At 64.1% G+C, this 11,727-nt stretch carries 11 protein-coding genes; 4 read left to right on the top strand and 7 right to left on the bottom strand.

The annotated features are described in order from the left end of the window. Positions 1 to 24: 24 nt before the first annotated feature. From EN949_RS27160 to EN949_RS27145, 4 genes are all read right to left on the bottom strand, one after another. Complete coding sequence (locus EN949_RS27160; RefSeq protein WP_013528191.1) at positions 25 to 834, bottom strand: ABC transporter permease; 810 nt, start codon at positions 832 to 834, stop codon at positions 25 to 27. Then, positions 834 to 1,547, bottom strand: a complete 714-nt coding sequence (locus tag EN949_RS27155) for an ABC transporter permease (RefSeq protein ID WP_196815384.1) — start codon at positions 1,545 to 1,547, stop codon at positions 834 to 836. Before EN949_RS27155 ends, EN949_RS27160 begins: the two co-directional genes overlap by 1 nt. A gap of 155 nt (positions 1,548 to 1,702) precedes the next feature. Continuing rightward, positions 1,703 to 2,503, bottom strand: coding sequence for a transporter substrate-binding domain-containing protein (locus EN949_RS27150; RefSeq protein ID WP_063169843.1), 801 nt, complete (start codon positions 2,501 to 2,503; stop codon positions 1,703 to 1,705). 53 nt (positions 2,504 to 2,556) lie between these two features. Next, a complete protein-coding gene (locus tag EN949_RS27145; protein WP_063169844.1) occupies positions 2,557 to 3,372 on the bottom strand; it encodes an ABC transporter ATP-binding protein in 816 nt (271 codons plus the stop codon). A 213-nt stretch (positions 3,373 to 3,585) separates the two neighbouring features. Between EN949_RS27145 and EN949_RS27140 the strand changes: the two genes are divergently transcribed. The 4 genes from EN949_RS27140 (at position 3,586) to EN949_RS27125 (ending at position 7,553) form a co-directional block, all read left to right on the top strand. Beyond that, positions 3,586 to 4,458: a dimethylarginine dimethylaminohydrolase family protein gene (locus EN949_RS27140; protein WP_024501898.1), complete on the top strand. Its 873-nt coding sequence runs from the start codon at positions 3,586 to 3,588 to the stop codon at positions 4,456 to 4,458. Next, positions 4,455 to 5,102, top strand: a complete 648-nt coding sequence (locus EN949_RS27135) for a TetR family transcriptional regulator C-terminal domain-containing protein (RefSeq protein WP_032809890.1) — start codon at positions 4,455 to 4,457, stop codon at positions 5,100 to 5,102. Before EN949_RS27140 ends, EN949_RS27135 begins: the two co-directional genes overlap by 4 nt. After that, entirely contained in the window at positions 5,099 to 6,676 is a 1,578-nt protein-coding gene (locus tag EN949_RS27130) for a 5-guanidino-2-oxopentanoate decarboxylase (RefSeq protein WP_063169845.1), read from the top strand. The genes EN949_RS27135 and EN949_RS27130 overlap by 4 nt, the downstream gene beginning before the upstream one ends. A gap of 169 nt (positions 6,677 to 6,845) precedes the next feature. After that, on the top strand, positions 6,846 to 7,553 hold the full coding sequence (locus EN949_RS27125; protein WP_063171055.1) for an SDR family NAD(P)-dependent oxidoreductase: 708 nt from the start codon (positions 6,846 to 6,848) through the stop codon (positions 7,551 to 7,553). A gap of 97 nt (positions 7,554 to 7,650) precedes the next feature. Here EN949_RS27125 and rpsA read toward each other — a convergent pair whose 3' ends face one another. From rpsA to aroA, 3 genes are all read right to left on the bottom strand, one after another. Beyond that, positions 7,651 to 9,348 carry a 30S ribosomal protein S1 gene (gene rpsA / locus EN949_RS27120; protein ID WP_013528183.1) on the bottom strand — a complete coding sequence of 566 codons (1,698 nt, stop codon included), beginning with the start codon at positions 9,346 to 9,348 and terminating at the stop codon, positions 7,651 to 7,653. A 215-nt stretch (positions 9,349 to 9,563) separates the two neighbouring features. Next, the gene (gene cmk, locus EN949_RS27115) at positions 9,564 to 10,208 is read right to left on the bottom strand and encodes a (d)CMP kinase (RefSeq protein ID WP_127371834.1); all 645 of its coding nucleotides are present in this window, start codon (positions 10,206 to 10,208) and stop codon (positions 9,564 to 9,566) included. Between the two features lie 67 nt (positions 10,209 to 10,275). Continuing rightward, positions 10,276 to 11,634, bottom strand: a complete 1,359-nt coding sequence (gene aroA, locus EN949_RS27110) for a 3-phosphoshikimate 1-carboxyvinyltransferase (RefSeq protein WP_027164217.1) — start codon at positions 11,632 to 11,634, stop codon at positions 10,276 to 10,278. Positions 11,635 to 11,727 lie beyond the last annotated feature (93 nt).

Genomic DNA, 11,727 nt, shown 5'->3' with positions numbered 1-11,727 from the left:
ACTCCCCTACTCCCCTACTCCCCTCTAACCAATCTTGTTCGGGATCCTGGCCTCTATCCTGCTGAAGGCGAAGACCAGAATGCCGGTTATCGTCATGTAGATCAGCGCCAGCAGCAGCAAGGGCTCGTAGGTGAGGTAGGTGTCCTGCCGTACTTTGGACGAAACGGCGAAGATGTCGATGACGCTGATCGTCGCCACCAGCGGCGTCGACTTCAATTGCAGCACGGTCTCGCCGGTCAGCGTCGGCAGCGCCCGGTAGATGGCTTGCGGCAGCCAGATCCGCCGGAACGCCTTCCAGCGGCTCATGCCGAAGGCGCGGGCGGCTTCGAGTTGCCCCTTGGGCACGCCGGCGAAGGCGCCGCGCATCACCTCGCCCTCATAACCGGCGAACGACAGGGTCAGCGCCAGCACGCCATAGGGCCAGGCTTGCCGCAGATATGGCCACATCCAGGATTCGCGGATCCACGGATATTGCGGGAACAGCGAACCCAGGCCGTAATAGAGCAGCCAGAGCTGGATCAGCAGCGGCGTGCCCCGGATCACCGTGCAGAACACCTTGGCGGGTGCGGCGAACCAGAACGAGCCGGCAGCCTGCGCCAGGCCAAGCGGGACGGCCAGCAGGAAGCCCAGCACGCAGGTGACGGCCAGGATCCACAGCGAGCGCCAGAGGCCGATCAAGCCCATTTCATAATATTGCGGCAGCCAGTCCCAGCGCATGAAAAAGGCGGCCGACAGAACAAGGCCCAGTGCGATCAGGATCAGCACGATGCGGTGCGGCTGCAGCCACAGCGACGTTCGCGCGACGACGTCGATGATGGTCGCCTCGTTGGCCATCAGCGCGCCTCCTTGAGCGAAGGCATGCCGCGCCGCGACCAGGTCTCGACCCGGCCGATAACGAGGTTGGAAAACAGCGACAAAAGCAGATAGAGCACGCCCGCCGCGAAAAAGAAGGTGAAATAGGCCTTGGTGACGCCCGCTGCCTGCCGCGTTGCCAGCGCCAGCTCGTAGAAGCCGACAACAGCCAATAGCGCGGTGTCCTTGGTGGCGATCAGCCAGAGATTGGCGAGGCCCGGAATAGCGAAGGGCAGCATTGACGGCAAGGTGATGCGCCGCAACATCAGGCCCGGAGACATTCCATAGGCGCGGGCGGCTTCGATCTGGCCCTGCGGAATGGCCAGGATCGCGCCGCGTATCACCTCTGTCGAATAGGCGCCCTGGACGAAGCCGAGCACGGCGATGCCGGCGGCAAGGCCGCTCACGTCGACGCGCTGATAACCCATGGCCGTCAGCGCCTGATTGATCAGGTCGGTGCCGGCGTAATAGAGCAGCAGGATCAGCACCAGTTCGGGCACGGCGCGCACGATGGTGGTGTAAACCGCCAGGAGATCGCGCACCACCGGCCCGCCATAAAGCTTGCCATAGGCGCCGCCGGTGCCGATCAGAAGGCCGAGGCACGTGGCGCCCAGCGCGATCTCGATCGAATGCAGCAGCCCAACCAGAAGCGCCCCGCCCCAGCCTGGCGGGTAGGGCGAGAGAAGCTCGGTGATGCCGGCCGCGGAGGCCGAAAGAAGTGCGTCGATCAGCGTCGCCCCCGAAGTGCTGACTAACCGCCGACGGCTGCGTCGGCGGCAAACATGCCTGGGAAAGATCGAGCAGGTGGGGCATGGCGCGACGCCACACCCCACAGCTCATACGAGGATCGTCAGTTCGACTGCGCGCCGCCGCCGCCGTAAATGTCGAAATCGAAGTATTTCTTCGAGATCTCGTCATATTTGCCGTTGGCGCGGATCGCCTTGATGCCGGCGTTGATTTTGCCCTTCAGGTCGGTGTCTTCCTTGCGCACGCCGGCGCCGACGCCCGGTCCGAGCACTTCGTCATCGGGAGCGACCATGCCCTTCAGGTCGCAGCAGGCTTTGCCCTGGTCGGATTTGAGGAATTCGCCAAGCGCGATGGAATCGGCCTGCACCGCGTCGAGACGGCCGGCGGCCAGATCGTTGTTGGCCTCGTCCTGGGTCTGGTATTCCTTGATCTCGGAGGCTGTGCTGCCAAAGTGCTTCTTGGCGTAGACAGCGTGCACCGTCGACACTTGCACGCCGACGATCTTGCCCTTGAGGTCGTCCGGAGCGGAGCCGAATTTCTGGTCCTTCGGGCCGATGATCGCGGTCGGCGTGTTATAGTACTTGTCCGAGAAATCGATCGTCTTCGCGCGTTCGGCGGTGATCGACATCGAGGAGACGATGAGGTCGATCTTCTTGGTCGTCAGAGCCGGGATGATGCCGTCCCAGGCAACCGGGGTGATGACGCAATCGAGCTTCTCCTCGGCGCAGACGGCGTCGATGAAGTCGATCTCCCAGCCGATCCATTTGCCCGAAGCATCGGGCGAGGTGAAGGGCGGATAAGGCTCGGCGGCGACGCCGATCTTGACCGGATCGGCCTTGGCCACGCCCATGGCGGCGACGCCGAGCAGCAGCGCTGCGGCAAATGTCTTCAGAACGGTCTTCATTTCATGACTCCCAGTTTGTTGTTGGTTCCCGGTTTTCTTCCGTCCCGGCTTGCCTAGCCGATGTTGCGGATGAACTGCTTCAGCCTTTCGGATTTCGGTGCGCCGAAGATCTGCTCCGGCGGCCCTTCTTCCTCGACCAGCCCGTTGTAGAGGTAGACGACATGGGTCGCGACCTCGCGGGCGAACTTCATCTCGTGGGTGACCAGCACCATGGTGCGGCCTTCGCGCGCCAGGTCGCCGATCACCTTCAGCACCTCGCCGACCAGTTCGGGATCGAGCGCGGAGGTGGGCTCGTCGAACAGCATGACGCGCGGATTGATGGCCAGCGCCCGGGCGATCGCGGCGCGCTGCTGCTGGCCGCCCGACAGATAGGCCGGATAGACGTCGCGCTTTTCAGCCAGACCGACACGGGCGAGCAGCCTCTCGGCCTCGCCGATCGCCACATCGCGCTTGACGCCAAGCACATGCACCGGAACCTCGATGACGTTTTCGATCAGCGTCATGTGGCTCCACAGGTTGAAGTTTTGGAACACCATGCCGAGCTTGGAGCGGATGCGCTCGATCTGCTTGCGGTCGGCCGGAATGGTGTGGCCGTGGCTGTCGGCCTTGAGCTTGATCTCCTCGCCATTGACGCGAATGATGCCGCTGGTCGGGTTTTCCAGGCAGTTGATGCAGCGCAGCAGGGTCGATTTGCCGGAGCCCGAGCCGCCGATGATGGCGATGACCTCGCCGTCGCGCGCCGACAGCGAGACGCCCTTCAGCACATGCAGCTCACCGAACTTCTTGTGCAGGTTCTCGACATGGATGGCTTCGGCGGCGCCGTCCTGCGCCTTGCCGGATCGGACTGCGGCAGCTTCCACCACGCTCACCGGGTGACCTCTATCGGGTCGGCTGCGGTTCGTCGAACGTGTATCCGGCTAATTAACATATACGCTGTACTGCCCCGCTCCAGACTTCAGCATGGACCCAACGGCGAGAGCCCGTCAATCCTGCTTATTACGGCACTTGCGAGCTTGTTGTGCAAGTGTATAAATAGCCTTCCATGAAATTTTCTCGATTTTTTTCAGCGAAAAAGGACTTCGATGAGCGCTTTCGGATCACAGTCCATGGCGGCGCCGCTGCGCCGCGTGCTGATGCGGTCGGCGGCCAACGCCATGCGCAATGCCGACAGGGCTGCCTGGCACTATGGCCCCGGATTCAATCCGGCGAAAGCGGCATCGCAGCACGCGCTCCTTGCTGAACTGGTGGCGGCTTCCGGTGCCGAAATCGAATGGATCGAGGACACGGCGGATGGACTTTCGGACTCGGTGTTCACGCACGACCCGTCGCTGATGACCGATCGCGGCGCGCTGATTCTGTCCATGGGCAAGCCGTTGCGCGCCAGGGAGCCCTCGCTGCATGAGGAAACCTACCGAAGGCTGGGCATTCCAATCCTGGGCCGCGTCGAGGTTCCTGGCCAGGTCGAAGGCGGTGATTGCGTATGGCTCGATGCCCGTACGCTGGTGATCGGGCGCGGTGTCCGCTCCAACCAGGAAGGCATCCAGCAGGTTTCCAACCTGCTGACGCCGCTGGGCGTTTCCGTCTACGGCTTTGATCTTCCGCTGTGGCAAGGCGAAGAAGCGTGCCTGCATCTGATGTCGGTGATCAGCCCGCTGGCCGACGACCTCGCATTGGTCCATTCACCGCTTTTGCCGGCCCCATTCTATCAGATGCTGAAGGCGCGTAACATCCGGCTGGTCGAAGGCGACGCCGAAGAGTTCGCGGCTTCCAACGGCCTTAGCCTGAACGTGCTGCCGACCAGCCCACACAAGATCATTGCCGTCGCAGGCTTTCCAAAGACCAAAGCCGCGATGGAAGCCGCCGGCTGCACGGTCGAAATCTTCGAGGCGGATGCGCTCTGCATCGCCTGCGAGGGCGGGCCGACATGCCTGACGCGACCGATCCTGCGCCAATGAATATGCCATCCCGCCGCAGGTTCCGTCGCGAGGGCGAGGAGCGGCGGCGGCAGGATCTGATCGAGGCCACTCTGGACAGTGTGGCGGAACATGGCCTGCAGGGCGCCACCTTGCGCACCATCGCATTGCGTGCCGGCGTCACCGCCGGGCTGATCCGGCACTATTTTCCCGGCAAGGAAGAATTGCTGCAGGAAGCCTATGCAGCGCTGATGGGCCGCATGACCGAGCAGGCGAAAGCGGCTTTGGTCATGGAGAATGCCTCGCCTCGCCAGCGCCTTGCGGCTTTCGTCACCGCCAACCTCAATGCGCCGATTATCGACGCGCGGGTGTTTTCGCTCTGGGCAACCTTCATCGGCCGCGCCAGAGCGGATCCGACCTTGGCCCACGCCCACCGCGAAGGCTACCTTGGTTTTCGCAATGAGGTGGAAGCGGTTGTGGCCGAGGTGCTCGCCGCCGAACGGCGCAAATCGGACGCAAGCCAATTGCGCCACCATGCCATCGCGATTAATGCGATCATCGACGGACTCTGGATCGAAGGCTGCCTGGCCGGCGAGATGTTCTCGCCCGGCGAATTGGCGGCGATCGGCATCAAGGCCGTCGAGGCCGAACTAGGCCTCGCGCCGGAAGGGGAGGAAAACCAATGACGACACTCGGCGAAGCGCTCATTTCGCTGCTCGAAGCCCATGGCGTCGACACGGTCTTCGGGATTCCCGGCGTCCACACGGTAGAACTCTACCGCGGGCTAGCGCGCTCCAAGATCCGCCACGTCACACCGCGTCACGAACAGGGCGCCGGCTTCATGGCCGATGGCTACGCACGCGCCAGCGGCAGACCGGGCGTCGCCTTCGTCATCACCGGACCGGGGCTGACCAACACCATCACCGCCATGGGGCAGGCACGTGCCGATTCGGTGCCGATGCTGGTGATCTCAGGCGTCAACGCCACGCCGACGCTGGGCAAGGGGCTGGGCCATCTGCACGAATTGCCGGATCAGCGCGGCATGATGGAGAAGGTGGCGCTGTTTTCGCAGCGCGTTACCGAGGCTGGCGAATTGCCCGGCGCGCTGGCGCAGGCCTTCGCCCTGTTTTCATCGGCCCGGCCCGGCCCGGTGCATATCGAGATCCCGACCGACGTCATGGTCAAGCCGGCGGATGGCATCGCTGCCATGCTGAGCAATGTGACGCCGCCCGTGCCGGAAGGTGTCGCAATTGCCAACGCGGCCAAACTCATCAGTGCAGCGCGCCGCCCGCTGATCCTGGTCGGCGGCGGCGCCAAACGCGCCGAAGCGCCACTGCGGCGTCTGGCCGAACGGCTGGGGGCGCCGGTCGTCCAGACCACCAATGCGCGCGGCCTGCTGCATGGTCATCCGCTTTGCGTGCCGGCCAGTCCCAGCCTGAAGACAGTACGGGCGCTGATGGCCGACGCCGACCTGGTGATTGCCGCCGGCACCGAATTCGGCCCGACCGACTATGACGGCTACAGCGATGGCGGCTTCGTCCTGCCCGCCAACCTGATCCGCATCGATATCGGCGCGGACCAGCTTGCCCGCCGCCCGGCGACGGTTTCGATCCAGGCCGATTGCGCCGAGGCGCTCGAAGCACTGCTTCTGGAAACCCGCCATGTCCGGGCAAGCGAGGGCGGTTCGTCGCGCGCCGCTACTACACGCAAAGCAGCCTTTGCCGAGCTCAATCCGACACTGCAGGGGCAGATGCGCGCCGTCGAGATGATCCGCGACGCTTTGCCGGGCGCGCTCATCGTCGGCGATTCGACGCAGCCGATCTATGCGGCCAACCTCTATTACGACCATGATCGGCCAGGCGGTTGGTTCAATGCCGCCACCGGCTTCGGCGCGCTTGGCTACGGCCCGCCGGCCGCAATTGGCGCGGCCCTTGCGATACCCGATGCGCCGGTCGTCTGCCTCACGGGTGACGGCGGCTTCCAGTTCACGCTGCCGGAACTGGGCGCCGCGCTCGACGCGCGGGTACCGGTCATCTTCGTCGTCTGGAACAACAGAGGCTACCGCGAGATCGAAACCTCGATGCTCGATGTCGGCGTCGAGCCGGTTGGCGTATCGCCGGCGCCGCCGGATTTCTGCAAGCTGGCCGAGGCTTATGGCATCGGCGCCGAACGGCTTGCCGATATCGACGCTCTCGCGGACGCGCTGAAGCGCGCCCGGGCCACCGGACTGCCGCGCGTCATCGAAATCACAGTTGACTGAAGCGCGGGTTTCCCGTTTTGGCGGGCCACGGCTGAAGTGTCGGACGCATGCAAAGACGCGACAACTGCCATGTCGAGATGTCAATTGAGTGATGGCGCAAAAGGCGCGACGCTTCGCGTCGGCGGCACAGAAATGACCTAACGATAAAAAAATGACAGGAGCGTCCAAGATGACGGAAACACTTGAAGGCAAGCATATCGTCGTGACTGGTGGGACCGGTGCGCTCGGCGGTGCGGTTGTCGGCAAACTGCTGAGCGACGGCGCGATCTGCCATGTGCCCAATGCTCATGCCGCCGCCCCTACGCATTTCCCCTTTACCTCGCATGACCGTGTCCAGCTGGTGCACAACGTCGATCTCTCGGACCCCGCGAAGGTCGAAGCGTTCTATAGCCAGGTTCCGGGCCTTTGGGGCTCGATCCATCTGGCTGGCGGCTTCACCTCGGCGCCTGTTGAAAAGATCGAGTCGGCGTCCTTTGCCGAGATGATGGACACCAATGCGCGCACCGCCTTCCTGTGCTGCCGCGCCGCGATCCGCTCGATGCTGTCGTCGGACACGGCGGGCCGCATCGTCAACGTCACCGCGCGCGCCGGGCTCGATCCGCGGCGCGGCGCCGGCATGGTCGCTTACGCCGCCAGCAAGGCGGCGGTGGCAGCCATGACGGTGGCGATGGCCGAAGAGCTGAAGCACAAGGGCATCCTGGTCAATGCCGTGGCGCCGTCGACGCTAGATACGCCGGCAAACCGCGCCGATATGCCGGATGCCGATGTCACAAGATGGGTCAGCCTCGAAGCCGCCGCCGAGGCCATCGCCTATCTCGCCTCGCCGGCCAATCAGGCGATGAGCGGCACGCTGGTGCCGCTTTACGGCAGGGCGTAACTTTCCAACCTTTACCTAGGTCAAAAAAAAACCCCGCCGGATCGCTCCGGCGGGGTTTTGTTTTGGAGCCTGTGCGAAGGCTTCGCGGTGCGAAGACTTAGCTGCCCTGCTTCTTCAGCGCGGCACCCAGGATGTCGCCCAGCGAAGCGCCGGAGTCGGTCGAGCCGTACTGAGCGACCGCTTCCTTCTCTTCGGCGATTTCCAGCGCCTTGATCGAGACCTGCAGCTTGCGGGTCTTCTTGTCGAAGGCGATGACGCGGGCATCGACCTTCTGGCCGACGGTGAAGCGCTCGGGGCGCTGCTCGTCGCGGTCACGGCTCAGGTCGGAGCGCTTGATGAAGGTTTCGATACCGCTGTCGACCAGCCGCACTTCCAGACCGCCATCCTTGACGCCGATGACTTCGCAGGTGACGACCGCGTTCTTGCGCAGTTCGCCTGAAGTCGCCGCTTCGCCGACCGTATCCTTGGCCAGCTGCTTGATGCCGAGCGAGATGCGCTCCTTGTCGATGTCGACGTCGAGCACCTGCGCCTTGACCATGTCGCCGCGATTGTACTCTTCGATGACCTGCTCGCCCGGACGGGTCCAGTCGAGGTCGGAAAGGTGCACCATGCCGTCCACGTCGCCTTCGAGGCCGATGAACAGGCCGAACTCGGTCTTGTTCTTGACCTCGCCCTCGACCTGGCTGCCGACCGGATGGCTAGAGGCGAAAGCCTGCCACGGATTCTCGAGCGTCTGCTTGAGGCCGAGCGAGATGCGGCGCTTGGCCGGATCGACTTCGAGCACCACCACGTCGACTTCCTGGGTCGTCGACAGGATCTTGCCTGGATGCACGTTCTTCTTCGTCCACGACATTTCCGAAACGTGGATGAGACCCTCGATGCCCGGCTCCAGCTCGACGAACGCGCCGTAGTCGGTGATGTTGGTGACGGTGCCCTTGATCTTCTTGCCGATCGGGAACTTGGTGCCGATCTCGGACCACGGATCGCTCTCGAGCTGCTTCATGCCGAGCGAGATACGGTGGGTTTCCTGGTTGATGCGGATGATCTGCACCTTGACCGTCTGACCGATGTTGAGGATTTCGGTCGGATGGTTGACGCGGCGCCATGCCATGTCGGTGACATGCAGCAGGCCGTCGATGCCGCCGAGGTCGACGAACGCACCGTAATCGGTGATGTTCTTGACGACGCCTTCGACAACCTGGCCTTCTTCGAGGTTCTGCACGATTTCCGAACGCTGTTCGGCGCGGCTCTCTTCGAGCACGGTACGGCGAGACACCACGATGTTGCCGCGGCGGCGATCCATCTTGAGGATCTCGAAGGGCTGCGGGTTGTGCATCAGCGGGGAGACGTCGCGGATCGGGCGGATATCGACCTGGCTGCGCGGCAGGAAGGCCACGGCGCCGTCGAGGTCGACCGTGAAGCCGCCCTTGACCTGGTTGAAGATGACGCCTTCGACGCGCTCACCCTTGGTGAACTTCTCTTCGAGACGGACCCAGCTCTCTTCGCGACGGGCCTTCTCACGGGAAAGCATCGCTTCGCCAAGCGCGTTTTCAATGCGCTCGACATAGACTTCGACGGTGTCACCAACCTTGAGGGTAGTGTCCTTGCCCTTGACGCCAAATTCCTTCAGCGGCACGCGGCCTTCGACCTTGAGGCCGACGTCGATGATGGCCATGTCCTTTTCGATCGCGGTGATCGTGCCCTTGACGACCTGGCCTTCGCCGGAATGGCCTGTTGTAAATGATTCTTCGAGCAGGCTCGCGAAATCATCGCGAGTGGGATTTGCAGCTGACATTGTTTCTCCTGGAGTGCCCCGCATCTGGAAGCGGGACGGGCGCCGTGGGTTAGCGTTGCGTTGGCCTGCCGGCGTTCCGGGCTACAAAAGCCCTGGGCCGCTCTTTAAGCGGCAATTCCGGCGCATGAAGAATGCTGGCAGGCTGGTTCGTGCCCGATATGGGTATTTTCTTCGCCTCCGACAACGGAAAGACGAGGGAAAAACCCGGATCAGACCTAGTCTCTCTTGGCCAAGACGTCATCGATGATCGCCATGGCTGCAAGAAACGCGGCTTCTATAGCCATTTCGCTGGTATCAAGCAAGTGCGCGTCGGCGGCCGGCTTCAAAGGTGAGTCGGCACGGCCCATGTCGCGCTGGTCGCGGCGCATGATATCGGCGAGGATCTCGGTAAAATCAGCGGTCCCGCCGATGCTCTCGATCTCGGCCAGCCGGCGCTGTGCTCGCACCTCGGCGCTCGCCGTCACATAGAGTTTGATGTCGGCGTCGGGGCACACCACGGTGCCGATGTCGCGCCCGTCGAGCACCGCACCCGGCGGCGTCTTGGCGAAGTCGCGCTGCTTTTCGACGAGGATGCGCCGCACGGTCGGGTACACCGCGACCTTGGAGGCCGCCTCGCCGACCGCATGCGCCGACAAGACCGTCCGGTCGAGCTTTGCCAGATCGACCTGGCGGGCAGCGGTTTCAGCCGCCGAGACATTGTCGAGCGGCAGCGCGTGCTGGATGAGCGCATAGGCCACGGCACGGTAGGTGAGGCCGGTGTCGAGCAGGTTGAGGCGGTAGTGGTCGGCCAGCCGGCGGGCGAGGGGGCCCTTGCCGGCGCCGGCGGGGCCGTCGGTGGCGATGGTGAAGACGTGTGTCATTGGCAGACCGCCGAAAGGGTTGGGCGCTGGCCTGCCAACGTACCAAGGCTATTGGTTGCCACGACCGTCACCCGATCTCCGCGCCCAGCGCCGTCATCAGCCCCATGAACTCCGGAAAGCTGGTCGCGATCATGGCGGCGTCGTCAATGGTCACCGGCTTTTCCGTCGCCAGCCCCATGACCAGAAAGCTCATGGCGATGCGGTGATCGAGGTGGGTCTGCACGGTGGTGTCCTTGCCATTGGGATGGCCGCCAAGGCCCTTGCCGCCCGGTTTGCCGCGCACGGCAAGCGAAGCTTCGCCCTCGGTGCAGTCGACGCCGTTGAGCGTCAGCCCGTTGGCGACGGCCGACAGCCGGTCGGATTCCTTCACCCGCAACTCCTCCAGCCCCTGCATCAGCGTTTCGCCCTCGGCGAAGCTCGCAGCGACCGCCAGCACCGGATACTCGTCGATCATCGACGGCGCCCGCTCGGGCGGCACGATGACGCCCTTGAGCTCGGAGTAACGTACCCGCAGGTCGGCGACATCCTCGCCGCCGGCATTGCGCCGGTTGAGGATGTCGATCTTGCCGCCCATCTCCTGCAGCGTCAAAAGCAGGCCGGTGCGGGTCGGGTTCATCAGTACGTTTTCGATCGTGATGTCCGAACCCGGCACGATCAGGGCGGCCACCAGCGGGAAACCGGCCGAGGACGGGTCGCCCGGCACGGCGATGGTCTGGCCGGTCAGCTTGCCCTGGCCTTCGATGAAAATGTGGCGCACGCCACGCTCGTCGGTTTCGACCGACAGATTGGCGCCAAACCCCTTCAGCATCTTTTCGGTGTGGTCGCGTGTCATCACCGGCTCGATCACCGTGGTGATGCCGGGCGTGTTGAGGCCGGCGAGCAGCACTGCGGACTTCACCTGCGCCGAGGCCATCGGCACGCGATAGGTGATCGGTGCGGCATGCTTGGGTCCATGCAGTGTGATCGGCATGCGGTCGCCCGGCGTCGCCTTCAGCACCTGCACGCCCATCTGGCGCAAGGGTTCCAGCACACGGCCCATCGGCCGGCCCGACAGCGAGGCATCGCCGATGAAGGTCGTCTCCATGTCATAGGTGCCGACAAGGCCCATGGTCAGCCGCGAGCCGGTGCCGGCATTGCCGAAATCGAGCGGGCCTTCCGGCTGCAGCAGCGCGCCGTTGCCGGTGCCGCGGATCACCCACTCGTCGCCGTTCTTCTCGATATGCGCGCCCATTGCCTTCATGGCCGCGCCCGTGCGCATCACGTCCTCGCCTTCGAGCAGGCCGGTGATGCGGGTCTCGCCGGAGGCGAGGCCGCCGAACATGAAGGAACGGTGCGAGATCGACTTGTCGCCCGGCACGCGCGCGATGCCGGAAAGGGCTGGGGATTGGCGGGCGGTGGCCGGCTTGGGGGCGGCGGCGTGAGACATGGAATTTCCCTGGACGGAATGCCGGCGGGCCGGCGCTTTTCATTTGTTGCGGCGGTCTCGTACCACGGTGGGCCGAAATGGTCATCCCCATGG

The organism is Mesorhizobium sp. M7A.F.Ca.US.007.01.2.1 (genome assembly GCF_003998165.1).
In the GTDB taxonomy this organism is placed as follows: Bacteria; Pseudomonadota; Alphaproteobacteria; order Rhizobiales; family Rhizobiaceae; genus Mesorhizobium; species Mesorhizobium ciceri.
Note: the sequence above shows the minus strand (reverse complement) of the source record. Positions and strands in the feature narration are given on the sequence as shown.